Below are 26,196 nucleotides of genomic sequence, written 5' to 3'. Positions count from 1 at the left end.
CATTAATTATATATCTTGATCGAGTATCAGAGCTATAGGTGGGGGTAATTATTACTAAAAGATCGTAGAAGTTCAAAGTTTTTTTCCTTTGCTGACCCTTAAAAACGCTAGGTTTGATGTGCCAGTTGCAATTTCGTGAATTTTTTTTGTCAAAAAGGGTTGCAAATCAGATAGGGTTTGCTATAATAATATTTGTCTTGCGGAAGTAGTTCAGTGGTAGAACATCACCTTGCCATGGTGGGGGTCGCGGGTTCGAATCCCGTCTTCCGCTCTAAAAAATAAAAACTCACCGCACGGTGAGTTTTTTTGTTAATCGGGAAATAGCTCAGCTTGGTAGAGCGCTACGTTCGGGACGTAGAGGTCGCAGGTTCGAATCCTGTTTTCCCGATAAAGAAAATCTGTCTTAGTATCAATGACTTGAAGCACTGATGCTAAGGCATTTTTTTTGCTTTTTAAGAAAATTGCTTAAGATGAGGCAAGATACTTCATATCGGGCTTCATATTTTTAAGTAGAAGTACAAGTGAATTAATCAAAAGTATTTAATAAGGGATGTATAGCATCTCTTATTTTTATGCAAAACAAAAGGCTATTCACTGTGTTCTTGAAGAGCAATGTGAATAGCACAAATTTAGAGTACAAAAAAAGTAGTCGTTTGGCGGCTACCTTAATTGATTGCATGTTTCTCATATGTTCGGTGAACTAATGAACCACATTCAATGTCCTTTAAAGATATTATAGCATGGTATAATTTTAAGTGCATGTTTTTTAGCATGTAAATTTAAAGAGTTTTCTCTTTAAAGGAGGTGAAATTAATGTCTAGCCTCAATGTCCTTTTAATAGTTGCTGCTTTAGATGAACTTAGATTAATCTTGAAAGAAATTAATAAGTTGCTGAAGAAGTAGTAATGCAATTAGCCGTTCAAGTGTGACCCACTTGAACGGCTTTTGGTTTTTGTATAGTGGCGGTTAAGCTAGGATTGAAGCTTGCGCATTTGGTTTGTAACCGGAAATGGAAACAATTATAATTTGAATAAAATAAAAAATGGTTCTTAAAGCGAGTAAAGGAGCATTAGCAATGGAAAATTATATCTGGGCAGGCCTTGTGAACGGGGTTTTTGCTATGGGTTATAGCTTATTAATTGATCAGCGCGTTACTTTTCCCAATACTACCATACGTCACATTTGTATGTTAGCGGCTGGTGTTTCCTTTTGCTTGCTGACACAATTTCTGCTAGATTACTTTAATCCACCTAAAAAATAATTTTCTGAAGAATAAGTTAGCGATAGCGAACTTATTCTTTTCTTTTATCTTAAATTCAATTAGAATGTAAATTCGCATCAAAAGTTAGTCTCTGCTATAATGAGAGCAATGTTTTTAAGTACAAAACGATTAACAAGCTTGGATCAAATTATTTTACATTTTTGCAAAAAAGTTTATAGTGTATACACGTCATTTTTAAAGGTGGTGCTATGATGAAAAAATCTTATACTAGAAGTGCAAATCAAGTCTTAGAAATTGCACGTGAACAAGCACAAAGTTTTCATCATCGCTTGATTGGTACTGAACACGTACTGCTTGCGATGGTAATTGAATCTGATGGCGAAGCAGGCAAGAACTTGCGCGCTTGGGGTGCAACGCCAACAGCTATCCGTGAAGAAATTGAGCGTTATACTGGTTATGGTTCAGCTGGCAAAACCACTTACATGGAAATGTCACCGCGTTTAAGTATGGTATTGGCTTATGCCGGTACATTGGCTGAGCGAGAAGGCTCTTCGAAGATTAAGACCTGCCATATTTTGCTCGGACTAGTTCTTAATGATCAAATTTTAGCGTCGACTATTCTGCGTAATTTAAATATCGATTTGAGTGGCTTGCGCAATGATCTTTTCCATAGCTTAGGTGCAGACTACGATAGTATTGAGGATAATGATCAGCCCGATAATGGTAATGGTTGGTCTAACTTTAATGGTCCCGAACTGAATAGTCAATCTAATTCCAACAGTAGTACGCCTACCCTAGATCAAGTTTCAGTTAACCTGAATGAGCGAGCTGAAAACGGGGAAATTGACCCGGTAATCGGTCGTGACCGTGAAGTTGCTCGGGTAATTGAAATTTTATCTCGTCGTAATAAAAATAATCCTGTGTTAATTGGCGAACCTGGTGTGGGAAAGACAGCTGTGGCTGAAGCGATTGCTACAGCAATTGTGAACAAAAAAGTGCCACACGACTTGATGGATAAGCAGGTTGTTTCTCTTGATTTGGGTGGTCTTGTTGCCGGTACAAAATACCGGGGCGAATTCGAAGACCGAATGAAGAAAATCATTAAAGAAATCACTGAAGATGGTACGATTATTCTTTTTGTCGATGAAATGCACACATTAATTGGTGCAGGTGGTGCAGAGGGCTCAATTGATGCAGCCAATATCTTAAAACCATCATTGGCACGTGGTGATATTCAAATGATTGGTGCAACAACCTTTGATGAGTATCAAAAATACGTTGAAAAAGATCAGGCTTTAGCTAGACGATTCCAGATCGTACGGTTGAATGAACCTTCAAGAACTGAAACTAAGGCAATTTTGTCAGGATTAAAGCCGAAATATGAAAAGTTCCACCACGTCAAGATTACCGATTCCGCAATTGAAAATGCAATTGATTTATCAAGTCGTTACATTTCCAACCGTTATTTACCCGATAAGGCAATCGACTTAATTGATGAGGCTAGTGCCGCAGTTAAAATTAAGTCAGGTAAGGGTTCAAACAATCAATTAATCCAGATTAATGAACAAATTAAAAAGGTCATTGAGCAGAAAAATGAAGCTGCCGTTAACCAAAACTTCGTTAAGGCGGCTCAATTGCAAGATCGGCAAAATAGTTTACAATTGCGCCAAGATCAGCTCTCTAATCGTCTAGATCAAGCTACTAGTAAAAAATCGATGGTTCAGCCAGAAGATGTTGCTAAAGTAGTTTCTAATTGGACGGGAGTACCTGTCACGCAGATGAACCGTGATGAAACTAAGCATTTAGCTAATCTGGAAAGCGATTTGCATAAGCGGATTATTGGCCAAGATAAAGCAGTATCGGCTGTTAGCCGTGCAGTCCGTCGTAGTCGCAGCGGCATTAAGGATGAAAATCGACCAATTGGTTCCTTCCTATTCTTAGGACCAACGGGAGTTGGTAAAACGGAACTAGCTAAGGCAATTGCTGCTTCTATTTTTGGCTCAGAGAACAACTTGATCAGAATTGATATGTCCGAATACATGGATCAAATTGCTAACAGCAAGCTGATTGGTTCTGCACCGGGTTATGTTGGCTATGATGAGGGTGGCCAATTATCTGAACAGGTCAGACGTCATCCTTATTCCGTTGTTTTATTGGATGAAGTTGAAAAAGCGCACCCAGATGTTTTCAATTTGCTATTGCAAGTTCTTGATGATGGTTTCTTGACTGATTCTAAGGGACGCAAGGTTGATTTTAAGAACACAATTGTGATTATGACCTCTAACCTTGGCTCACGGTCTCTGTTTGAAACTAAGGAAGTTGGCTTTACGGCTGATAATTCAAGTCAAATTGAAATGCGAAAAGATCGCGTACGGCAGGCTCTAAAACAGTTCTTCCGTCCAGAATTTTTGAACCGAATTGATGAAACAATTATTTTTGACGAACTTGATCAAAAGCAGCTTCGTCAAATTGTTACCTTGTTGACCCGCAAGTTAATTAACCGGTTAAATAAACAAGGAGTTCAATTAAAAATTTCCCGTGCCGCTTTAGATAAGATTGCTAAAGACGGTTACAATCCTGAGATGGGGGCACGGCCACTTCGCAGAGCTATTCAAAAGGATATTGAAGACGAAATAGCTTCAATGCTAATCAAGGGCGACCTTAAAGAAGGCGACTTGCTCAAAATTGGTTGTAATCATAATAAATTAAAGTTTGACATTGTTAAGGCAAATGACAAAAGTCTTGTTGGCTCTAAGTAAAATTGATTGACAAGTCTTTTAAAATTTGCTATATTTATGCGTGATTAAAAAGGCTGATTTTCAGGATTTTGCTGATATATTGTCCAGCAGAATAATAAAGGACAAAAACGACTACAGTTGTTTTTGTCTTTTTTATGCTTAAAAATCCCGCTTTTTGAAATTGTAACCAAAATGTAATATTAGCTTTCTCTGACAGAAAGGATGTTTTCTCCTTGTTAAATGGACACGTAGTGAATTTTGGTCAACATCGTACAAGACGTAGTTTCTCTCGTATTAAAGAAGTATTGAAACTACCTAACTTGACTGATGTCCAAACTGAATCATACAAATGGTTTTTGGATGAAGGTATTAAGGAAGTCTTCGACGACATTATGCCAATTAGTGACTTTTCAGGTAAGCTTTCGCTTGAATACGTAGGCTATAAACTGCAAAAGCCAAAGTATACTGTTGATGAGGCACGTGATCATGATGCAACTTATGCTGCACCAATGCATGTAACCTTAAAGTTGACTAACCAAAAAACCGGTGAAATTAAGACCCAGGATGTTTTCTTCGGCGATTTACCATTAATGACCGAATCCGGTTCATTTATTATCAATGGTGCCGAAAGAGTTATTGTTTCGCAATTAGTTAGATCACCAAGTGTCTACTACTCAGGTGACTATGATAAGAATGGTCGGCAAATCTTTGGGACCACAGTTATTCCTAACCGTGGAGCATGGCTTGAATACGAAACTGACGCTAAAAATGTGTCATATGTTCGTGTTGACCGTACCCGTAAGTTGCCTTTGACTGTTTTAATTAGAGCATTAGGAATCGGCTCTGATGGTGAAATCACTGACATTTTCGGTGATAGTGACACATTGCAATTTACTTTAGATAAAGATGTGCACAAGAATCCAGCTGATTCCCGCGTTGCCGAGGCGTTGAAGGATATTTACGAACGTCTGCGTCCAGGTGAACCAAAGACAACCGATTCTTCACGTTCGCTACTTTACGCTCGTTTCTTTGATCCACGCCGCTACGACTTAGCACCTGTTGGTCGTTACAAGGTTAATAAGAAGTTATCATTAAAGAATCGTCTTTTCGGTCAAACTTTAGCTGAAACTCTAGCTGATCCAGATACTGGTGAAATCATTGCTAAAAAGGGTACTGTTGTTACTCATGAAGTAATGGACGGTTTGGAAAAGTACCTTGACCGTGATGACTTCAAGATGGTTACTTATGAACCTTCTAAAGAAGGTGTCTTGCCAGATCCAATTAACGTGCAAGAAATTAAGGTTTACTCAAAGGTTAACCCAGAACGTGTTGTTAAGTTAATTTCTAATGGTCATATTGCTAAGGATGTTAAGTACTTAACTCCAGCTGATGTTTTGGCATCAATTAACTACTTCTTCTTATTACAAGATGAAATTGGTAATACTGATGATATTGACCACTTGGGTAACCGTCGTATTCGTCGTGTTGGTGAATTATTGCAAAATCAATTTAGAATTGGTTTAGCAAGAATGGAACGTGTTGTTCGTGAAAGAATGTCAATTCAGGATCCTTCAACAGTTACACCACAGCAATTGATCAATATTCGGCCAATTGTTGCCAGCATCAAAGAATTTTTCGGGTCATCACAACTGTCACAGTTTATGGACCAGCACAACCCGCTTGGCGAATTAACGCATAAGCGTCGTATGTCTGCTTTAGGGCCTGGTGGTTTGACTCGTGACCGTGCTGGATACGAGGTCCGGGATGTTCACTATACTCAATATGGTCGTTTGTGCCCAATTGAAACACCAGAAGGACCAAACATTGGGTTGATCAACTCGCTTGCAACATACGCAATTATTAACAAGTACGGTTTTATCGAAACACCTTACCGGCGCGTTTCATGGAAGACACACAAGGTTACTGATAAGATTGACTACTTAACAGCTGATGTTGAGGATAACTACATTATTGCCGGTGCTAACACTAAGTTAAATCCTGATGGTTCATTCAAGGATGACTTAATTTTGGCAAGGCACAAGGAAGATAACGTCGAAGTTAGTCCAGATAAGATTGATTACATGGACGTTATTCCTAAGCAAGTTGTTTCTGTTGCGTCTGCATGTATTCCATTCTTGGAAAACGATGACTCTAACCGTGCATTGATGGGTGCCAACCAGCAACGTCAGGCAGCACCTTTAATTAATCCACACAGTTCACTTGTTGGTACTGGTATGGAATATCGTGCCGCTCACGATTCTGGTGCAGCTATTGTTGCTAAAGCTGCTGGTACAGTTGAGTATGTTGACGCTAACACAGTTAGAATTAGACGTGATGACAGTACTTTAGACAAGTACACTCTTGAAAAGTACCGTCGTTCAAACAATTCTAAGTCATACAACCAAACACCAAACGTTAAGTTGGGTGATCGAGTTGAAGAAGGCGAAGTAATTGTCAATGGTCCAACAATGGATCACGGAGAACTTGCTTTGGGACAAAACCCAGTTATTGCCTTCATGACTTGGAACATGTACAACTACGAAGATGCCATCATGTTATCAGAACGTCTGGTTAAAGATGATGTCTATACTTCAATTAGTATTGAGGATTATGAATCTGAAGCACGTGACACTAAGCTTGGACCTGAAGAAATTACTCGCGAATTACCAAATGTTGGTGAGGATGCTTTAAAGGATCTTGATGGTCAAGGAATTGTCCGCATTGGTGCTGAAGTTCATGATGGCGATATTTTAGTTGGTAAGGTTACACCAAAAGGGGTAACTGAATTATCAGCAGAAGAAAGATTGCTACACGCCATTTTTGGTGAAAAAGCACGTGAAGTTCGTGATACTTCCCTTCGTGTACCTCATGGTGGTGGCGGAATTGTTCGCGATGTCAAGGTTTATACGCGTGAAAATGGTGATGAACTTTCACCAGGTGTAAATACCTTAGTTCGCGTTTACATTGCCCAAAAGAGAAAGATCCAAGTCGGAGACAAGATGTCTGGTCGTCACGGTAACAAGGGTACGGTTGCTGCTGTTGTTCCTGAAGAAGACATGCCATACTTACCAGATGGTACTCCAGTTGATATTTGTTTGAACCCAATGGGTGTTCCTTCACGTATGAACATCGGACAGCTGTTAGAACTGCACTTAGGTCGAGCAGCTAATAGTCTTGGTATTCACGTTGCCACTCCTGTATTTGATGGAGCCAGCGAAGATGATGTTTGGGATACTGTCCACAAGGCTGGTATTGATAAAGATGGTAAAACTGTTCTTTATGACGGTCGGACTGGTGAGCCATTCCATAACCGTGTATCTGTCGGAATCATGCACTACTTGAAGCTGACTCACATGGTTGATGATAAGATTCACGCTCGTTCAATTGGGCCTTACTCATTAGTTACGCAACAACCTCTTGGTGGTAAAGCACAATTTGGTGGTCAGCGTTTTGGTGAAATGGAAGTTTGGGCACTTGAAGCTTATGGTGCTGCTTATACTTTGCAAGAAATTTTGACTTACAAGTCCGATGATGTTGTTGGACGTGTTAAGGCTTATGAGGCAATTGTTAAGGGCGATAGAATTCCTAAGCCAGGTGTGCCAGAGTCATTCCGCGTTTTAGTCAAGGAATTGCAATCTTTAGGACTAGATATTCGTGTTCTTGACATGGACCACAAGGAAATTGAATTGCGCGACATGGATGATGATTCAAATGAACATTTGAATATTGATACTTTGTCGAAGATGGCCGAAGAACAACAAAAGAAGAAGTTAGCCGAAGAAACCACAAAATCTGAAGATGAAGAAACTGAGGAATCAACACCTGTTGATACTCCTGTGAATGAATCTGATGACGATAATAAGATTTCTAAATAAGTAGGGGGTTAAACTTTTGATCGACGTAAATAAATTTGAAAGCATGCAAATTGGTCTTGCTTCGCCAAACAAAATTCGGAGCTGGTCGTATGGTGAAGTTAAGAAGCCAGAAACGATTAACTACCGTACTTTAAAGCCAGAAAAGGATGGTCTGTTTGACGAAAGAATCTTTGGACCAACCAAGGATTGGGCCTGTGCATGTGGCAAATACAAGGGTGTAAGATACCGCGGAATCGTTTGTGATCGCTGTGGGGTTGAAGTTACTTCCTCTAAAGTTAGACGGGAACGGATGGGTCACATTGAGTTGGCCGCTCCAGTTACTCATATTTGGTACTTTAAGGGTATTCCATCACGGATGGGATTAATTCTTGATATGTCACCAAGATTGCTGGAAGAAGTTATCTACTTTGCAGCATATATCGTGATTGATCCAGGCGATACAGACCTTGAATTTAAACAATTGCTGACGGAAGCTGAATACCGTGAGCAAAAAGCTAAGTTTGGTAGTCGCTTTGAAGCCAAAATGGGTGCCGAAGCAATCCGTGACTTATTGCGCAAGGTTGACCTTGAAAAAGAAGTTAAAGATTTAAAGAAAGAATTGGAAACTGCTACAGGTCAAAAACGGACTCGTGCAATCAGAAGATTAGATATCTTGGATGCGTTTAAAGATTCTGGCAATAAGCCTGAATGGATGGTGATTGACGCTGTCCCAGTCATCCCACCAGACTTGCGTCCAATGGTACAACTTGAAGGTGGCCGTTTTGCCACTTCAGACTTAAACGACTTGTACCGTCGGGTTATTAACCGTAATAACCGTTTGAAGAGATTACTTGACCTGAATGCACCAAACATTATCGTTCAAAACGAAAAGCGGATGTTGCAAGAAGCAGTCGACGCTTTAATTGATAACGGTCGTCGTGGTCGTTCAGTTGTTGGGCCTGGTAACCGTCCACTTAAGTCACTTTCACACATGCTTAAGGGTAAGCAAGGACGTTTCCGTCAAAACTTGCTTGGTAAGCGTGTTGACTACTCTGGTCGTTCAGTTATCGATGTTTCACCAAAATTGAAGTTCTATCAATGTGGTGTTCCTCGTCCAATGGCACTAGAATTATTCAAGCCATTTGTTATGCATGAATTGGTTAAACGCAAGATTGCTTCTAACATTAAGAGCGCTAAGCGTAAGATTGATCGTGAAGACGATGATGTCTGGGATGTACTTGAAGATGTAATTAAGGAAAGAACGGTTTTACTAAACCGTGCGCCAACATTACACCGTTTGAGTATCCAAGCCTTTGAACCAGTTTTAGTTCCTGGTAAATCAATTCGTTTGCACCCACTTGCCTGTGAAGCTTACAACGCTGACTTCGATGGTGACCAGATGGCCATTCACGTACCTTTGTCAGATGAAGCTGTTGCAGAATCACGCTTGTTAATGCTTGCAGCTCATCATATTCTTGCTCCAAAAGATGGTAAGCCAATCGTTACTCCTTCTCAGGATATCGTTTTAGGTAACTACTGGTTGACTCAAGCTGAAAAGGGTCGTGAAGGTGAAGGAATGATCTTTAATTCACCTGACGAAGCAACTGTTGCATACAATAATGGTGATATTCATTATCACTCAATTATTGGAATGTCTGCGGACTCAATGCCAAAGAAGGCATGGCCTAAAGGTTATGAACACGGCATTTTCATTACTACCTATGGTCGTGTGATTTTCAACCAAATCTTCCCAGAAGATTACTTCTACGTTAACGAGCCAACTGAAGAGAACCTGAATAATCCACTAGCTGCTAAGTACTTCTTAGAGCCAGGTGAGGATATTCATGAAAAAATTGATAATGTTGCTGGTGATTTAATTGCTACGCCATTTAAGAAATCATTCTTATCTGACTCAATTGCCACAATTTACAAGTACTACAAGGTTCAAAGAACTTCAGAATACCTTGATGACTTGAAGACACTTGGTTACACAAGTTCAACTACTTCTGGTATTACAATCGGAATGACCGATGTTCCAGAAATTGATGACAAGGATGAAAAGGTAGCTAAGGCCCACAAGCAAGTTGACGTCGTTTCTAAGCAGTTTAGACGTGGTTTAATTACTGAGCAAGAACGTCACGATCGAGTAATTAGTATTTGGAATGAGTGTAAGGACCAGGTTCAAAATGAGATTGCACAGATCTATGATCCACGTAATCCTATTACAATCATGGCTGACTCCGGTGCTCGTGGTAATATTTCTAACTTTACTCAGCTTGCCGGAATGCGTGGTTTGATGGCCACTCCTAACGGTGGTTTGTTCGAAATTCCAGTTACTTCAAACTTCAAGGAAGGTTTGTCAGTTCTAGAATTATTCATGTCCACTCACGGTGCACGTAAGGGAATGACTGATACGGCCTTGAAGACTGCTCAGTCAGGTTACTTAACTCGTCGTTTGGTTGATGTTGCTCAAGATGTTATTATCCGTGAAGATGACTGTGGCACTGATCGTGGTATCAATGTTCACTCAATCATGGAAGGTGACGAATTAATTGAGCCATTATACGATCGTTTACTTGGTCGGTTCACTGCTGAAACTGTTAAGGATCCACAAACCGGTGAGGCGATCGTTGGACCAAATGTAATGCTTGATGAAAATCTGTCACATAAAATTTGTGATGCCGGTGTTACAGACGTGAAGATTCGGTCAATTTTAACTTGTGATACCCCTCACGGTGTCTGCCGTAAATGTTATGGTATGAACCTGGCTACGGGTGAAGAAGTTGAAGTTGGTGAAGCAGTTGGTACTGTTGCCGCTCAATCAATTGGTGAACCTGGTACGCAGCTTACTTTACGTACTTTCCACAACGGTGGTGTTGCCGGTGCTGAAGATATTACTCAGGGTCTTCCTCGTGTGCAAGAATTGTTTGAAGCTCGTAACCCTAAGGGTCGTGCTGTTATTTCTGAAGTTGATGGTGTTATTGACTCAATTCAAGAAAACCCAGCAGAGCACACACGTGAAATTACTGTTAAGGGTAAGATCGATACTAGAAGCTACAGTGTTCCTTATACTGCTTCAGTTGCAGTCAGTGAAGGTGATGAAGTTCGCCGTGGTAACAAGTTGACTCTTGGTTCAATCGATCCTAAGGAATTAATTCAAGTAACTGATACGTTGACAACCGAAGAATACATCTTGGTTGAAGTACAAAAGGCTTACCGGATGCAGGGTGTTGACATTTCAGATAAGCACGTTGAGGTCTTAACTAGACAAATGTTGCAAAAAGTTCGTGTTCTTGATCCTGGTGAGACTAACTTGCTTCCAGGTGAAATCATGGATATTGGCGAATTCAAGGAACGCAACACTTCAGTAATTATTTCAGGTGGAATCCCTGCAACTGCTCAAAGTGTAATTCTTGGTATTACTAAGGCTGCCCTTGAAACTAATAGTTTCTTGTCAGCTGCTTCATTCCAGGAAACTACTCGTGTGCTGACTGATGCTTCAATCAGAGGCAAGAACGATCCACTTCTTGGTTTGAAAGAAAATGTTATCATCGGTAAGATTATTCCAGCCGGTACTGGTCTTCCAATTTACCGTGATATGGAACCTGAAGCTGATGTGAAGAAGCCTAAGTCTGTCTACTCAATAGCTGATATTGAGAAAAAGATGAAGGAAGCTGATCAAGCTGGGGAACCACAAGGATAAGTAAAATTTATTAATAAAAATAGCTTTTCTACTAATTAAAGTAGGAAAGCTATTTTTTTGCTATTGCAGAAGTAATTGAATGATTAGTCCAACAAAAATATACGGTACAAAGGCAATTTGCTTTTGCAATGACCAAGTTTTTCTTTTTAGAAAGAATTGAAAGAGAAGTAGAAAAGAGCCAAAAAGAAAAACCAGGTTAGCAAAGTGAGGGGTAAAGAAAAAGGCTAAAATTAAGTAGATAATTAAATCACCCGAACCCAACTTCTTTTGCATAGTATAAAAAAGCAAGACTAGCAAAATAGGAATTAGTTCAATTAAATCGCCTAATTGTAACTTAAAGAGATGTTTGAATCTAAGTAGTGTTAATAAAAGCGCGGGAAAAATCATTGCTAGGTGAAATTCTAGCCTGTCATAATCGCTGATTGCGGCCAGTAGTAAACAAAAAATGACAATCGCAGTGGCAATTCCGGTCATCTGACTAAAATCAATCTTAAGATATGCTAAACCACCCAAAAATTCGATTAACGGTAATTTAACTGAAATACTGCGCTGGCAGTAGCGACATTTTCCGTGTAAAAAACAATAGGACAAAATTGGCAACTCGTCCACCAAAGTAAGTTTAGTTAAACAGAAATCACAGCGAGAACGTCCCCAAATGAAGTCACCAGTATCAAAGCGGTCGCAAACAACACAGGCGTGGGATGCTAAGCAGGTCCCAATTAAAAAGTTAGTAAGTTGATAAATCCAAGCCATTTTTTACCTCCCATCATTAGTTACGCTAAAAATAAAAAAACTTTTTTGCCAAAATAATTTTGCTTTTTGGTAAAAAGGGAGTACAATGTCAATTGTGCATTTTGAAGATAGATTCAGGACTAAAAAAGAAACTCCTGGATGTGTGAACAAGATAATCAAATTTTAGGAGGAACAATTTAATGCCAACCATTAACCAATTGGTAAGAAAAGGCCGTCATTCAAAGACGACTAAATCAAAATCACCAGCCTTAAGCTACGGCTACAACAGTATGAAGAAAGAATTAGTATCAAACCCAGCACCACAAATGCGTGGAGTTGCAACTCGTGTTGGTACTATGACTCCAAAGAAGCCAAACTCAGCTTTACGTAAGTATGCTCGTGTTCGTCTTTCAAACTTAATTGAAGTTACTGCTTATATTCCAGGTGAAGGCCACAACTTACAAGAACACTCCGTTGTTTTAATTCGTGGTGGTCGTGTAAAGGACCTTCCTGGTGTACGTTACCACATCATCCGTGGTGCACTTGATACTGCCGGTGTTGACGGCAGAAAGCAAGGCCGTTCTAAGTACGGTGCCAAGAAAGATTAAGGAGGAGTTAAATAATGCCTAGAAAAGGACACGTAACTAAAAGAGATATTTTAGCGGATCCAGTTTACAATTCAAAGCTTGTTACTAAGTTGATCAACCACTTGATGCTTGATGGTAAGAGAGCTAAGGCATCTTCAATCCTTTATGATGCTTTTGACATCGTGAAAGAAAAGACTGGTAAGGAACCACTTGAAGTCTTTGAAGAAGCTATGAACAACATTATGCCAGTTTTGGAAGTTAGAGCTCGCCGTATCGGTGGTTCAAACTACCAAATTCCAGTTGAAGTTCGTCCAGAAAGAAGAACTACTTTGGGCTTAAGATGGCTTGTTTCATATGCTCGTTTACGTAATGAGCACACAATGGATGAGCGTTTAGCTAACGAAATCATTGATGCTTCTAACAACACTGGTTCAGCAGTTAAGAAGCGTGAAGATGTACATCGTATGGCTGAAGCTAACCGTGCATTTGCTCACTATCGTTTCTAATTTTTTAAGGAGAGAAATAATTTATGGCTAATAAGCGTGAATTTCCATTAGAAAAAACACGTAATATTGGTATCATGGCCCACATTGATGCGGGTAAGACTACCACTACTGAGCGTATTCTTTACTATACTGGTAAGATTCATAAAATCGGTGAAACCCACGAGGGTGACTCACAGATGGACTGGATGGACGAAGAAAAAGAACGTGGTATTACCATTACGTCAGCTGCTACTACAGCTCAATGGAATGACTACAGAATTAACATCATTGATACACCAGGACACGTTGACTTCACAATCGAAGTTGAACGTTCACTACGTGTTCTTGATGGTGCCGTAACTGTTCTTGATGCTCAAGCAGGTGTAGAGCCACAGACTGAAAATGTTTGGCGCCAAGCTGAAACTTACGGTGTTCCTCGAATTGTTTTTGTTAACAAGATGGACAAGATTGGTGCAGATTTTGATAAGTCTGTTAAATCTTTACATGAACGTTTAAACGCCAATGCTTTAGCTGTTCAAATGCCAATTGGTTCTGCTGATACCTTTGAAGGTGTTATCGACTTGATCAACATGGTTGCCGATGTTTACGATGAAGACAAACTTGGTTCAAAATGGGACACTATTCCAGTTCCTGACGAATACAAGGAAGAAGCAGAAAAGCGTCGTAACGACTTAATTGAACAAGTTGCAGACGTTGACGATGACATCATGGAAAAATACTTAAACGGTGATGAAATTTCCATTGATGAATTAAAAGCTGCTATCCGTAAAGCAACTTTGGAATTGAAGGCATTCCCAGTATTTGCTGGTTCAGCTTTCAAGAACAAGGGTGTTCAAATGATGCTTGATGGTGTTGTTGATTATCTACCATCACCATTAGATGTTAAGCCTTATGTTGCTCATGATCCTAAGTCTGGCGAAGAAGTTGAATTGATTGCCGGTGACGACAAGCCATTCTCAGCTCTAGCATTTAAGATCGCAACTGACCCATTCGTTGGTCGTTTAACTTATATCCGTGTTTACACTGGTTCTCTTGAATCAGGTTCATACGTATTGAATGCTTCTAAGAACAGTCGTGAACGTGTTGGTCGTTTGCTTCAAATGCACGCTAACTCAAGAAGCGAAATTTCAGAAGTATTTTCAGGTGATATCGCTGGTGCGATTGGTTTGAAGAACACTACGACTGGTGACTCATTAACTGATCCAGATCATCCATTAATTTTGGAAAGTTTGGAAGTTCCAGACCCAGTTATTCAAGTTTCAATCGAGCCAGAATCAAAGGCTGACCGTGATAAACTTGATGTTGCTTTGCAAAAGTTAACTGAAGAAGACCCAACTTTCAGAGCTGAAACTAATGCTGAAACTGGTCAAACTTTGATTTCCGGAATGGGTGAATTACACCTTCAAATCATGGTTGAACGTATGAAACGTGAATTCCACGTTGAAGCTAAGATCGGTGAACCACAAGTTGCTTACCGTGAAACCTTCACTAAACCTGCTAAGGCACAAGGTAAATTTGTTCGTCAATCAGGTGGTAAGGGTCAATACGGTGACGTTTGGATTGAATTCACACCAAACGAAAGAGGTAAAGGTTACGAATTTGAAGATGCCATCGTCGGTGGTGTTGTTCCTCGTGAATTTATCCCTTCAGTAGATGCTGGTTTGCAAGAATCAATGAAGAACGGTATCCTTGCTGGCTACCCATTGATCGATGTTAAGGCTAAGCTTTATGATGGTAGTTACCACGAAGTCGACTCTTCAGAAGCTGCCTTCAAGGTTGCTGCTTCACTTGCTTTGAGAAATGCAGCTCCTAAGGCTGGTGCTGTTATTCTTGAACCAATTATGAAGGTACAAGTTATCACACCTGAAGAATACTTGGGTGATGTAATGGGTTCAATTACCGCTCGTCGTGGTACAATGGACAACATGGTTGACCGTTCAGGTGCTAAGGTCTTGAACTCAATGGTTCCACTTGCTGAAATGTTTGGTTACGCAACTACTTTGCGTTCATCAACTCAGGGACGTGGTACTTTCACAATGGTATTTGACCACTATGAAGCAACTCCTAAGTCAATTCAAGAAGAAATTATTAAGAGCCGTGGCGGCAACAACGCTGACTAGTTTTTAATAACTGACAATAAAAATTAACAACAATTTTAATCGAGCTATTGGTAAATCCGATAGCTCTTTTTTTTATTTAAAAATGAGTCTATTAACTACCATAAAAAATTAAGAATGGCATTGCTCAAATTCTAAGCAAAAAAATTTACAAAATATATTTGGTAGAGTAAATTTTTATTTTGCTATTGCTTGTTTTCAGAAAATCATGAAAAAATTAAAGAAAAAGTCCTAAAACCCTTGATATTTAGGCTTAAAGTAAGTATACTAGTTTTTGTGCGCTTAGGGCATAGTATGCTCTATTGCACATATTTGTTGTAAAGCGTTGATGCAAAAGGTTGCGGCACACCAGGCTGCATTGCCACAGAGGTGGCGCCGGGAATTTTTGCGGAAGCTAGTCATCTTTTAAAAGAAGACGTTGAGGAGGTAATTCAATGGCAAGTCAATCAATTCGTATCAGACTTAAGTCTTACGAACATGGTATTCTCGATGAATCGGCTGCTAAAATTGTAGAAACAGCTAAGAGAACTGGTGCTGAAATTTCAGGTCCAGTTCCTCTACCAACAGAACGGGTATTATTCACTGTTCTTCGTTCACCACACAAGAACAAGGACTCACGTGAACAGTTTGAAATGCGTACGCACAAGCGTTTAATCGATATTTTAAGCCCTACACCTAAAACTGTTGATTCTTTAATGAAGCTTGATCTACCAAGCGGCGTTGACATCGAAATCAAATTATAATTTTTAAAGAGAAAGAGGTGTAATCATGACCAAAGGAATCTTAGGAAGAAAAGTCGGTATGACTCAAGTCTTCACCAAAGATGGCATCCTTGTTCCTGTAACTGTTGTCGAAGCAACTCCTAACGTTGTTATGCAAGTTAAGACTGTTGAATCAGACGGTTACGAAGCAGTTCAATTGGGATACCAAGACAAGCGTGAAGTTTTGAGCAACAAACCAGAAAAAGGTCATGCTGCAAAAGCAAAGACTTCGCCTAAGCGCTTCATACGTGAAATCCGCGGAGTTGAGCTTAAGGACTACGAAGTCGGCTCAGAAGTTACTGTGGACACATTTAAGGAAGGTGACGTCGTAGACGTTACTGGTACTACAAGAGGTCATGGATACCAAGGTAACATTAAGCGTTGGGGCCAATCACGTGGACCTGAAACTCACGGATCAAGATACCACAGAGTTCCTGGTTCAATGGGTTCCATCATTAACCGTGTACCAAAGGGCAAGCGTTTGCCAGGTCACATGGGTATGAAGAAAGTTACCATTGAAAACTTAGTAATTGAAAAGGTTGTAGCTGACATGAACGTATTACTTATCAAAGGTAATGTTCCAGGTGCTAAGAACTCATTAATTACTGTTAAATCTGCTGTTAAGAATAATAAATAGGAAGGAGGACTAGAATGGCTAATTTAAAAGTTATCGATCAAAAAGGTAAAGATGCTGGTGAAGTTACTTTAAAAGATGAAGTATTTGGTATTGAACCAAACGAGAGCGTTGTTTTCGATGCAATCATCAGACAAAGAGCTGGCAAGCGTCAAGGTACCTCAAAGGTTAAAAATAGATCTGCTGTTCGTGGTGGTGGTAAGAAGCCTTGGAAGCAAAAGGGTACAGGACGTGCTCGTCAAGGTTCAATCAGATCACCTCAATGGCGCGGCGGTGGTGTAGTCTTTGGACCAACTCCACGTTCTTACGCATACTCAATGCCAAGAAAGCAACGTCGTTTGGCTATCAAGTCAGTTCTTTCCCAAAAATTGATTGATCAAGATTTAATCGTTTTAGACCAGTTGACATTGTCAGCTCCTAAGACTAAAGAATTTAAGTCAATATTAGACAGCTTAAATATTGAAGGTAAAGTACTTGTTGTTTCAGAAGACAAGAATGTACAACTTTCAGCAAGAAACTTGCCAAAAGTTAAGGTTATTACAATTAACGGCTTAAACGTTGAAGATGTAGTAAACTACGACAAGTTAATCTTGACTAAAGACGCTATTGAGAAGATTGAAGAGAATGTTGAGGGGGCTTCGAAGAAATGAGTGCACATGATATCATTTTAAGACCTATCATTACTGAAAAGTCAACGAACTTAATGGATGATAAGAAGTACACTTTCAACGTGCTTTTAACTGCAACCAAGACTCAAGTTCGTAACGCTGTTGAAGAAATCTTTGATGTCAAAGTTAAGAAAGTTAATATCATGAATGTTCGTGGTAAAGACAAGCGTGTTGGCCGTTACACTGGTAAAACAGCTCGTAGCCGTAAAGCAATTGTCACTTTAACTGATGATTCAAACGACATTAAGATTTTCAAAGACGAAAATCAAGAAGAAAATAAGTAATAGGAGGTCAGTCAATTGGCTATTAAGATTTATAAGCCAACCACAAATGGTCGCCGTAATATGACTTCTTCCGACTTTGCTGAGATTACTAAGAGCAAGCCAGAACGTACCTTGCTTGAATCACAATCACACACTGCAGGTCGTAACTCATATGGTCATATTACAAGTAGACACCGTGGTGGTGGTCATAAGCAAAAGTACCGTATCATCGATTTCAAGCGTAACAAGGACAATGCAAAAGCTGTTGTTAAGGCTATCGAATACGATCCAAACAGAACTGCTAACATTGCACTTCTTCACTACACTGATGGTATCAAAGCTTACATTTTAGCTCCTAAAGGATTAAAAGTTGGCGATGTAGTTGAATCTGGTCCTAATGCAGACATTAAGCCAGGTAATGCTTTACCATTAAAGAACATTCCTACTGGTACTTCAATTCACAACATTGAATTAAGACCTGGTAAGGGTGGACAACTTGTCAGAAGTGCTGGTGCCAATGCTCAAGTTTTGGGTAGTGACGGTAAGTACACTTTAGTTAGACTTCAAAGTGGCGAAGTTCGTAAGATCTTGTCAACTTGTCGTGCAACTATTGGTGTTGTTGGTAACGAACAACACTCATTGATTCAATTAGGTAAGGCTGGCCGTAGCCGCTGGTTAGGCAGACGTCCACAATCACGTGGTTCTGTAATGAACCCTAACGATCACCCACATGGTGGTGGTGAAGGTAAGGCTCCAGTTGGTCGTCCACAACCTATGACTCCTTGGGGTAAGAAAGCTCGCGGTATCAAGACTAGAAATAGTAAGAGAGCTAGCGAGAAGTTAATTATTCGTCACCGTAAGGGTAACAAGTAATAGAAGGAGGGTTAATTAATGAGCCGTAGTATTAAAAAAGGGCCTTTTGCAGACGCATCTTTGCTAAAGAAAGTTGATGCACAAGCAGACACAGAGAAAAAACAGGTTATTAAAACCTGGTCACGTCGTTCAACTATTTTCCCTTCCTTCGTTGGTTTGACTATAGCTGTTTACGATGGTAGAAAACATGTTCCAGTTTACATTACTGAAGACATGGTTGGTCACAAGTTAGGTGAATTTGTTCCAACAAGAACTTTCCATGGACACAAGACATCTGACGATAAGGCAACTAAATAGAGGAAGGAGAAACACTTAAATGGCAGAACAAATTAGTTCAGCTAGGGCTGAAGCAAGAACTGTTCGTATTGCTCCAAGAAAAGCACGTTTAGTCGTTGACTTAATTCGCGGTAAAGACGTTGCAGAAGCATTAGCAATCTTGCAATTTACGCCTAGAGCTGCTTCCCCAATCGTTGAAAAAGTTTTACGCTCAGCAATCGCTAACGCGGAACACAACTACGATCTCGAAAGTGCTAACCTTTACGTATCAGAAGCATACGTAAACGAAGGTGCAACTTTAAAGAGATTTAGACCACGTGCCAAAGGTATGGCTTCTCCAATTAACAAGAGAACAAGTCATGTAGTTGTAGTAGTTTCAGAAAAGAACGATTAAGGGAGGTATATTAATGGGTCAGAAAATTAACCCAAATGGTTTTCGTCTCGGCGTAATTCGTGACTGGGAATCTAAATGGTATGCTGACAGAGGATACAAAGAAACCTTAAATGAAGACCTGAAGATCAGAAAATTCATTTCTAAGAAATTAAAGGATGCCTCTGTTTCTACTGTTGAAATTGAACGTGCAGCAAACAGAATCAACGTATCAATTAATACCTCAAAACCAGGTATGGTAATTGGTAAAGGTGGTTCTGAAGTTGAAGCTTTAAGAAAAGAATTAAATGCTTTGACTAACAAGCAAGTTCACGTTAACATTGTCGAAATTAAGAAACCAGATCTTGATGCTAAATTAGTAGCAGATAGTATTGCAAGTCAACTTGAAGCTCGTATTGCTTTTAGACGTGCAATGCGCCAAGCTACTCAAAGAACTATGCGTGCTGGTGCTAAAGGAATCAGAGTTCAAACTTCTGGTCGTTTAAACGGTGCTGACATGGCAAGAAGAGAATGGCATACTGAAGGTCGTGTTCCATTACAAACTTTAAGAGCTGACATTGACTATGCTTGGGTAAATGCCTTCACTACTTATGGTGAAATTGGTGTTCAAGTATGGATCAACCGTGGTGAAGTCTTACCTTCAAAGAGTAAGAAACCTGAAAAAGCTGTGAAGGGAGGAAACAAATAATGCCTCTAGTACCAAAAAGGGTAAAGCACCGTCGTGAATTCCGTGGTAAGATGCGTGGTGCTGCTAAGGGTGGCAAAACCATTGCCTTTGGTGAATATGGTTTACAAGCTCTTGAATCACACTGGATTACTAACCAACAAATCGAAGCTGCTCGTGTTGCGATGACTCGTTACATGAAGCGTGGTGGTAAAGTTTGGATTAGAATTTTCCCTCAAAAGTCATACACTGCTAAAGGTGTAGGTGTACGTATGGGTTCTGGTAAAGGTGCACCAGCCGGCTGGGTAGCTGTTGTTAAGAGAGAAAAGATTATGTTTGAAATTGGTGGCGTTAGCGAAGCAACTGCTCGTGAAGCTTTAAGACTTGCTTCAACTAAGTTACCAATTAAATGTAAGTTTGTGACTAAAAGTTCGGAAGTAGGTGGCAATTCTAATGAAGGCTAAAGATATCAGAGCACTAACCACTGATCAGATGTTGGACAAGGAAAAGCAATACAAAGAAGAACTCTTTAATTTGCGTTTTCAACAAGCAACGGGTCAATTAGAAAATACCGCTCGCCTAAGCAAAGTCCGCAAGAACATCGCTAGAATTAAAACAATTCTAAGTGAAGATGCATTGAAGAAAGATTAGTGGAAGGGAGTTATTAACTTGAGCGAATCAATCGAAAGAAATCGTCGTCACGTATATCAAGGTCGAGTAATTTCTGATAAGAATGACAAAACTATCACTGTTGTTGTTGATACTTACAAGAATCACCCTGTTTACAAGAAGCGTATCAAATATTCTAAGAAATATTACGCACAAGACGAAAAAAATGAAGCTAAAGTTGGCGATACTGTTCGTATCATGGAAACCCGTCCATTATCTCGTACAAAGCGCTTCCGTTTAGTAAAAATTGTCAAGAAATCTGTATAGTTTTGCGGATTTAGTGAGGGGAGGATTAAATAGTGATTCAAAATGAATCCCGTTTGAAGGTTGCTGATAACTCAGGTGCCAGAGAACTATTAGTTATTAGAGTCTTAGGTGGTTCAAGACGTAAGACTGGTAACATTGGTGACATCGTGGTTGCAACTGTTAAACAAGCAACACCAGGTGGCGTTGTCAAAAAAGGTGACGTTGTCAAAGCTGTCATTGTTAGAACAAAATCAGGCGCACGTCGTGAAGATGGTTCATACATCAAGTTTGATGAAAATGCCGGTGTAGTAATTAATGCAGATAAGAGCCCACGTGGTACTCGTATCTTTGGGCCTGTTGCACGTGAGCTGCGTGAGCACGACTTTATGAAGATCGTCTCTCTTGCTCCTGAAGTCTTATAATTAAGTGAGGTGCACTGATGTTTGTTAAAACTGGTGACAAAGTAAAAGTTATTGCCGGAAAAGACAAAGGTAAAGAAGGTACTGTTCTTTCTGTTAACGTTAAGAAAAACCGTGTGGTTGTTAAGGGCGTTAACACAATTAAGAAACACCAAAAGCCTTCGCAAACTAATGCAAATGGTGGTGTAGTTGAATCAGAAGGTTCAATTCACGCATCAAACGTAAAAGTTATTGCTAAGTCTGAAAGCAAAAAAGAAGAAACTAAGAAATAGGAAGGAGGACACAAATGGCAAATTATTTAGCTGAAGAATATAAAGAAAAAATTGTTCCTGCATTGCAAGAAAAGTTTGAATACAGCTCAGTTATGCAAGTACCTAAGATCGAAAAGATCGTTTTGAACATGGGTGTTGGTGACGCAGTTACTAACGCAAAGAACTTGGATGAAGCAGTCGAAGAATTAACTTTGATCTCAGGTCAAAAGCCTTTAGTAACAAAGGCTAAGAAATCAATCGCTAACTTCCGTTTACGTGAAGGTATGTCTATCGGTGCTAAGGTAACACTTAGAGGAGACAGAATGTATGATTTCTTGTACAAGTTAATTAGTGTTTCGCTTCCTCGGGTTCGTGACTTCCGCGGTGTTTCAAGCCGTTCATTCGATGGTCGTGGTAACTACACTTTAGGTATTAAGGAACAACTTATTTTCCCAGAAATTGACTTTGATAAGGTTAATCGGACAAGAGGTTTAGATGTTGTTATCGTTACTACTGCCAACACTGATGAAGAAGCTCGTGAGCTTTTAAGTCAATTTGGTATGCCGTTTGCAAAATAATGGAGGACACTAATGGCTAAAACATCACAAATAATTAGAAATCATCGTCCTGCTAAATTCTCTTCACGTGAATATACTCGTTGCGAGAGATGTGGTCGTCCACATTCCGTTTACCGTAAGTTTGGTTTATGCCGTATTTGCTTGAAGGATTTAGCTCACAAAGGTCAAATCCCAGGTCTTAAAAAGGCTAGTTGGTAATACGGTTAGGAGGATAGCATAAATGGTCATGACAGATCCGATCGCAGATTACTTGACTAGAATTAGAAATGCCAATATGGCAAAGCATAGTTCAGTTGAAATTCCTGCATCAAACATTAAAAAATCTATTTCAGAAATTTTGAAACGCGAAGGTTTCATCCGTGATTACGAAGTTACTGATGACAACAAACAGGGCATTATCAAGATTTTCTTGAAATATGGTCCAGACGGAGAACGTGTCATTTCAGGCTTAAAGCGTATTTCTAAGCCAGGTCTTAGAAATTACGTTAGTGCTGAAAACTTACCTAAAGTTCTTAATGGTTTAGGTATCGCCATCGTTTCAACTTCTGCTGGTGTAATTACCGATAAAGAAGCTAGACAAAAAGACGTCGGCGGCGAAGTTATCGCTTACGTTTGGTAATTCTGACAGAAAGGAGAACAATCAATGAGCCGTATTGGTTTAAAAACAATTGAAGTCCCAGATAGTGTCACAGTTACCAAGGATGGTGACAACATCACCGTTAAGGGACCAAAGGGTGAATTAACTAGATACTTCGATCCAAAGATTACTTTCAAGCAAGAAGATGGCAAGATTAACTTTTCACGTTCAAGTGAAAGTGATAAAGCACTTCACGGTACTGAAAGAGCTAACTTAGCATCAATGGTTGAAGGTGTAGTTAATGGCTACAAGAAGACTTTGAAGTTAATCGGTGTTGGTTACCGTGCAACAGCACAAGGCAACAAATTAACATTAAATGTTGGTTACTCACACCCAGTTGAAATGACTGCACCAGAAGGTGTTTCCGTAAAAGCTACTTCAGCAACTGATATTGAAGTAGAAGGGATTTCTAAGCAAAATGTTGGACAATTTGCTGCTGAAATCCGCGATGTACGTCCACCAGAGCCTTACAAGGGTAAAGGTATTCGTTACACTGACGAATATGTACGTCGTAAGGAAGGTAAGACAGGTAAGTAATAAATAAATTTTTGAGGTGAAATTGTGATTTCAAAACCAGATAAAAATAAGTTACGCTTAAAGCGTCACAAACGTATTCGTGGCAAGATTTCTGGTACTGCTGAGCGCCCACGCTTAAGCGTTTTCCGTTCAAACAAAAACATCTACGCTCAATTAATTGATGACGTAGCGGGTGTAACGCTAGCAAGTGCCTCAACTTTGGATGATTCCGTAGCTAAGGATTCAACTAAGGTAGAACAAGCTCAAGCTGTAGGTAAGGCAATTGCCGAAGCAGCTAAAGCTAAGAACATTTCAAATGTTGTGTTCGATAGAAGTGGTTACCTATACCACGGCCGTATTTCAGCTTTGGCAGATGCCGCTCGTGAAAACGGATTAGATTTCTAGGGAAGGAGAATAATACATGGCAAACCGCAACGATTCTCGCAATAATCGCAGAAATAAAGACGACATCGAAGATCAGTTAGTAGCAATTAATCGTGTCACCAAGGTTGTCAAGGGTGGTCAACGAATGAGATTTGCTGCCTTGGTAATCGTTGGCGACAAAAAAGGTCGTGTAGGCTTTGGTACTGGTAAAGCTCAAGAAGTTCCAGAAGCAATCCGTAAGGCCGTTGAAGCTGGTAAGAAGAACATGATTACTGTTCCTAAGGTTGGTACTACCATTCCTCACGAAGTAATCGGTCACTATGGCTCAGGTAGCATCTTAATTAAACCTGCTCCAGCTGGTTCCGGAGTTGCTGCCGGTGGTGCCGTTCGTATCGTTATGGATATGGCTGGTATCGCTGATGTTACTTCTAAGTCACTTGGTTCAAACACTCCAATCAATGTTGTTCGTGCAACTATCGATGGGTTGAAGAAACTTAAGACCAGTGAACAAGTTGAAAAACTACGTCACGCTGATTTAGATTAGGGAGACAAAATAAATGACTGAATTAAAAGTTACTTTAATTAGAAGTGCTGCGCACCGTCTACCTAACCAACAAAAAGTTGTTAAAGCCTTAGGCTTAGGTAGAATCAATAGTACAGCTACTCTACCAGACAACGCTGCTACTCGTGGTGCATTGTTGAAAATTGCACATTTAATCTCTGTTGAAGAGATCAATAAATAATTAATTGAGGAGGTGCCGAATTAATGAAGCTTCATGAATTACATGCTGCTGAGGGTTCACGCAATACTAGAAAACGTGTTGGACGTGGTACTTCAAGTGGTTACGGAAAGACTTCTGGCCGTGGACAAAAGGGTCAATTAGCCCGTCAAGGTGGACACACTCGTTTAGGTTTTGAAGGTGGTCAAATGCCATTATTCAGAACTATGCCTAAGCGTGGTTTTAAGAACGTTAACCGTAAAGAATATGCAATTATTAATTTAGACGACTTAAACAAGTTTAAAGACAACGACGAAGTTACTGTTGCTAGTCTTAAAGAAAACGGCTTGGTAAAGAAAGAATTATCAGGCGTTAAGCTACTTGCTAAAGGTGAGCTAAAAGTTAAGTTAAACGTAAAGGTTAACAAGGTTTCCGCCGCTGCTAAAAAAGCAGTTGAAGCTGCAGGCGGATCTGTTGAGGTGATCTAATGTTTTCGACTTTGAAGAACGCCTTCAAGGATAAAGAAATTAGAAATAAGATTTATTTCACACTCTTTATTCTTTTGCTGTATCGCATTGGAGCTAACATTACTGTTCCAGGTGTCAATGCAAAAGCGATTACTCAAGTCGCACAAACTGGTTTAGTTCCAATGCTGGACACTGTTTCCGGTGGTGGGCTAGATAATTACTCGATTTTTTCACTTGGTGTTTCGCCCTTCATTACTGCGCAAATTGTTATCCAATTGTTGCAAATGGACATTGTTCCTACTTTAGTGGAATGGGGCAAGCAGGGTGAAGTTGGTCGCCGTAAGACCAATCAAGCTACAAGATGGCTTGCATTATTTGTCGCATTTTTTCAAAGCATTGGAATCACGCTTGGTTTTAACGCTTTGACTGAAATGGGATTGGTTAAATCCCAAACGTGGCAATCATACTGTGAAATTGCAATCATTATGACTGCAGGGACGATGCTGTTGACTTGGCTTGGTGATGAAATTACCGATAAAGGTTTAGGTAACGGCGTTTCAGTAATTATTTTTGCCGGTATTATTGCTCGACTTCCACGCGGTCTTTGGCAGTTATATAAAGATGAAGTGATCAATAATAGTGCGAGTGATCGTTGGCAAGGAATTGTGTTCTTCATTGCGATTCTCATTGCAATACTCATCGTAACGCAAATAGTTACTTGGGTTGAACAGGCTGATCGCCGTATTCCAATCCAATACACTAGACGAGCAACTACTAGTGGCTCAGAAAGTTTCTTACCATTAAAAGTTAATGTCTCAGGTGTGATTCCAGTAATTTTCGCTAGTTCGTTTATTGTTACACCAGCCACAATTTTAATGGCCTTTCAAAGAACTCAAGGCGACCAACAATGGTACAAGGTAATGACTAACATTTTTAGTATGCAGACTACAACTGGTGTTATCATTTATACTCTTTTGATTGTACTGTTTACCTTCTTTTATGCTTTTGTTCAGGTTAATCCTGAGAAGCTTGCAAAGAACTTGCAAAAACAAGGTGCTTACATTCCTAGTGTATGGCCGGGTAAGGATACGCAAAAATATGTTTCAAAGTTGTTAATTAGATTATCAACTGTTGGTTCAGTATTCTTGGGTTTGGTAGCTTTACTACCACAACTTGCTACTAATATTTGGGACTTACCGAGTTCAATTGGACTAGGTGGAACTAGTCTTTTGATCGTAATCGGAGTTGTCTTGGAGTTATCTCGTCAAATTAACGGTTTGTTAATGAAGAGAGAATATGTAGGATTCATCAGATAGGAACG

At 39.8% G+C, this 26,196-nt stretch carries 30 protein-coding genes and 2 tRNA genes; 31 read left to right on the top strand and 1 reads right to left on the bottom strand.

Translation table 11 applies throughout. The features are described from left to right. Positions 1-199 precede the first annotated feature (199 nt). From GYM71_RS08000 to rpoC, 6 genes are all read left to right on the top strand, one after another. Positions 200-271 (top strand) — tRNA-Gly (locus GYM71_RS08000). Positions 272-314: 43 nt separating this feature from the next. Further along, a tRNA-Pro gene (locus GYM71_RS07995) sits at positions 315-388 on the top strand. 687 nt (positions 389-1,075) lie between these two features. Beyond that, positions 1,076-1,261 carry a hypothetical protein gene (locus tag GYM71_RS07990; protein WP_220220063.1) on the top strand — a complete coding sequence of 62 codons (186 nt, stop codon included), beginning with the start codon at positions 1,076-1,078 and terminating at the stop codon, positions 1,259-1,261. A gap of 212 nt (positions 1,262-1,473) precedes the next feature. After that, a complete protein-coding gene (locus tag GYM71_RS07985) occupies positions 1,474-3,981 on the top strand; it encodes an ATP-dependent Clp protease ATP-binding subunit (protein WP_220220062.1) in 2,508 nt (835 codons plus the stop codon). Positions 3,982-4,193: 212 nt separating this feature from the next. Continuing rightward, positions 4,194-7,835: a DNA-directed RNA polymerase subunit beta gene (gene rpoB / locus GYM71_RS07980; RefSeq protein ID WP_220220061.1), complete on the top strand. Its 3,642-nt coding sequence runs from the start codon at positions 4,194-4,196 to the stop codon at positions 7,833-7,835. 16 nt (positions 7,836-7,851) lie between these two features. Next, entirely contained in the window at positions 7,852-11,517 is a 3,666-nt protein-coding gene (rpoC, locus tag GYM71_RS07975; RefSeq protein WP_103752369.1) for a DNA-directed RNA polymerase subunit beta', read from the top strand. 60 nt (positions 11,518-11,577) lie between these two features. Here rpoC and GYM71_RS07970 read toward each other — a convergent pair whose 3' ends face one another. Continuing rightward, positions 11,578-12,270, bottom strand: a complete 693-nt coding sequence (locus tag GYM71_RS07970) for a prepilin peptidase (RefSeq protein WP_220220060.1) — start codon at positions 12,268-12,270, stop codon at positions 11,578-11,580. A gap of 179 nt (positions 12,271-12,449) precedes the next feature. Here GYM71_RS07970 and rpsL point away from each other — a divergent pair, with 179 nt between their 5' ends. From rpsL to secY, 25 genes are all read left to right on the top strand, one after another. After that, the gene (gene rpsL / locus GYM71_RS07965) at positions 12,450-12,857 is read left to right on the top strand and encodes a 30S ribosomal protein S12 (RefSeq protein ID WP_103752371.1); all 408 of its coding nucleotides are present in this window, start codon (positions 12,450-12,452) and stop codon (positions 12,855-12,857) included. 14 nt (positions 12,858-12,871) lie between these two features. Further along, positions 12,872-13,342, top strand: coding sequence for a 30S ribosomal protein S7 (gene rpsG, locus GYM71_RS07960; RefSeq protein ID WP_103752372.1), 471 nt, complete (start codon positions 12,872-12,874; stop codon positions 13,340-13,342). 23 nt (positions 13,343-13,365) lie between these two features. After that, positions 13,366-15,462, top strand: a complete 2,097-nt coding sequence (gene fusA, locus GYM71_RS07955) for an elongation factor G (protein ID WP_103752373.1) — start codon at positions 13,366-13,368, stop codon at positions 15,460-15,462. 431 nt (positions 15,463-15,893) lie between these two features. Next, positions 15,894-16,202 carry a 30S ribosomal protein S10 gene (gene rpsJ / locus GYM71_RS07950; RefSeq protein WP_046307586.1) on the top strand — a complete coding sequence of 103 codons (309 nt, stop codon included), beginning with the start codon at positions 15,894-15,896 and terminating at the stop codon, positions 16,200-16,202. A 25-nt stretch (positions 16,203-16,227) separates the two neighbouring features. Continuing rightward, entirely contained in the window at positions 16,228-16,857 is a 630-nt protein-coding gene (gene rplC / locus GYM71_RS07945; protein ID WP_220220059.1) for a 50S ribosomal protein L3, read from the top strand. A 14-nt stretch (positions 16,858-16,871) separates the two neighbouring features. Beyond that, positions 16,872-17,504, top strand: a complete 633-nt coding sequence (gene rplD / locus GYM71_RS07940) for a 50S ribosomal protein L4 (RefSeq protein WP_103752375.1) — start codon at positions 16,872-16,874, stop codon at positions 17,502-17,504. After that, positions 17,501-17,806 (top strand): 50S ribosomal protein L23, encoded by a 306-nt coding sequence (gene rplW / locus GYM71_RS07935; RefSeq protein WP_103752376.1) that lies wholly within the window; start codon positions 17,501-17,503, stop codon positions 17,804-17,806. Before rplD ends, rplW begins: the two co-directional genes overlap by 4 nt. A gap of 15 nt (positions 17,807-17,821) precedes the next feature. Continuing rightward, positions 17,822-18,658 carry a 50S ribosomal protein L2 gene (gene rplB / locus GYM71_RS07930; protein WP_103752377.1) on the top strand — a complete coding sequence of 279 codons (837 nt, stop codon included), beginning with the start codon at positions 17,822-17,824 and terminating at the stop codon, positions 18,656-18,658. Between the two features lie 18 nt (positions 18,659-18,676). Beyond that, the gene (rpsS, locus tag GYM71_RS07925) at positions 18,677-18,955 is read left to right on the top strand and encodes a 30S ribosomal protein S19 (protein ID WP_103752378.1); all 279 of its coding nucleotides are present in this window, start codon (positions 18,677-18,679) and stop codon (positions 18,953-18,955) included. A 19-nt stretch (positions 18,956-18,974) separates the two neighbouring features. Beyond that, positions 18,975-19,328 (top strand): 50S ribosomal protein L22, encoded by a 354-nt coding sequence (gene rplV, locus GYM71_RS07920; protein ID WP_038523752.1) that lies wholly within the window; start codon positions 18,975-18,977, stop codon positions 19,326-19,328. 13 nt (positions 19,329-19,341) lie between these two features. Further along, positions 19,342-20,013 (top strand): 30S ribosomal protein S3, encoded by a 672-nt coding sequence (rpsC, locus tag GYM71_RS07915; RefSeq protein ID WP_103752379.1) that lies wholly within the window; start codon positions 19,342-19,344, stop codon positions 20,011-20,013. Beyond that, positions 20,013-20,453, top strand: a complete 441-nt coding sequence (gene rplP / locus GYM71_RS07910; protein WP_103752380.1) for a 50S ribosomal protein L16 — start codon at positions 20,013-20,015, stop codon at positions 20,451-20,453. Before rpsC ends, rplP begins: the two co-directional genes overlap by 1 nt. Continuing rightward, complete coding sequence (gene rpmC, locus GYM71_RS07905; protein ID WP_103752381.1) at positions 20,443-20,640, top strand: 50S ribosomal protein L29; 198 nt, start codon at positions 20,443-20,445, stop codon at positions 20,638-20,640. Before rplP ends, rpmC begins: the two co-directional genes overlap by 11 nt. An 18-nt stretch (positions 20,641-20,658) precedes the next feature. Further along, complete coding sequence (gene rpsQ, locus GYM71_RS07900; RefSeq protein ID WP_103752382.1) at positions 20,659-20,925, top strand: 30S ribosomal protein S17; 267 nt, start codon at positions 20,659-20,661, stop codon at positions 20,923-20,925. Between the two features lie 32 nt (positions 20,926-20,957). Further along, a complete protein-coding gene (rplN, locus tag GYM71_RS07895) occupies positions 20,958-21,326 on the top strand; it encodes a 50S ribosomal protein L14 (protein ID WP_034980437.1) in 369 nt (122 codons plus the stop codon). Positions 21,327-21,343: 17 nt separating this feature from the next. Next, on the top strand, positions 21,344-21,595 hold the full coding sequence (gene rplX / locus GYM71_RS07890; protein ID WP_046307564.1) for a 50S ribosomal protein L24: 252 nt from the start codon (positions 21,344-21,346) through the stop codon (positions 21,593-21,595). Between the two features lie 14 nt (positions 21,596-21,609). Beyond that, positions 21,610-22,152, top strand: coding sequence for a 50S ribosomal protein L5 (rplE, locus tag GYM71_RS07885; RefSeq protein WP_103752383.1), 543 nt, complete (start codon positions 21,610-21,612; stop codon positions 22,150-22,152). A gap of 12 nt (positions 22,153-22,164) precedes the next feature. Then, positions 22,165-22,350, top strand: a complete 186-nt coding sequence (locus GYM71_RS07880) for a type Z 30S ribosomal protein S14 (protein ID WP_103752384.1) — start codon at positions 22,165-22,167, stop codon at positions 22,348-22,350. A gap of 22 nt (positions 22,351-22,372) precedes the next feature. Further along, complete coding sequence (gene rpsH, locus GYM71_RS07875; protein ID WP_090092302.1) at positions 22,373-22,771, top strand: 30S ribosomal protein S8; 399 nt, start codon at positions 22,373-22,375, stop codon at positions 22,769-22,771. 24 nt (positions 22,772-22,795) lie between these two features. Then, on the top strand, positions 22,796-23,326 hold the full coding sequence (gene rplF / locus GYM71_RS07870) for a 50S ribosomal protein L6 (RefSeq protein ID WP_103752385.1): 531 nt from the start codon (positions 22,796-22,798) through the stop codon (positions 23,324-23,326). A 24-nt stretch (positions 23,327-23,350) separates the two neighbouring features. Beyond that, positions 23,351-23,710: a 50S ribosomal protein L18 gene (gene rplR / locus GYM71_RS07865; RefSeq protein WP_103752386.1), complete on the top strand. Its 360-nt coding sequence runs from the start codon at positions 23,351-23,353 to the stop codon at positions 23,708-23,710. A 16-nt stretch (positions 23,711-23,726) separates the two neighbouring features. After that, complete coding sequence (gene rpsE / locus GYM71_RS07860; RefSeq protein WP_103752387.1) at positions 23,727-24,233, top strand: 30S ribosomal protein S5; 507 nt, start codon at positions 23,727-23,729, stop codon at positions 24,231-24,233. Positions 24,234-24,246: 13 nt separating this feature from the next. Next, entirely contained in the window at positions 24,247-24,432 is a 186-nt protein-coding gene (rpmD, locus tag GYM71_RS07855; RefSeq protein ID WP_103752388.1) for a 50S ribosomal protein L30, read from the top strand. A gap of 23 nt (positions 24,433-24,455) precedes the next feature. After that, entirely contained in the window at positions 24,456-24,896 is a 441-nt protein-coding gene (gene rplO / locus GYM71_RS07850; RefSeq protein ID WP_103752389.1) for a 50S ribosomal protein L15, read from the top strand. Continuing rightward, the gene (gene secY, locus GYM71_RS07845; protein WP_103752390.1) at positions 24,896-26,191 is read left to right on the top strand and encodes a preprotein translocase subunit SecY; all 1,296 of its coding nucleotides are present in this window, start codon (positions 24,896-24,898) and stop codon (positions 26,189-26,191) included. The genes rplO and secY overlap by 1 nt, the downstream gene beginning before the upstream one ends. Positions 26,192-26,196: the final 5 nt, after the last annotated feature.

Origin of the sequence: Lactobacillus panisapium (assembly GCF_019469265.1) — a bacterium.
Taxonomy (GTDB): Bacteria; Bacillota; Bacilli; order Lactobacillales; family Lactobacillaceae; genus Lactobacillus; species Lactobacillus panisapium.
Note: the sequence above shows the minus strand (reverse complement) of the source record. Positions and strands in the feature narration are given on the sequence as shown.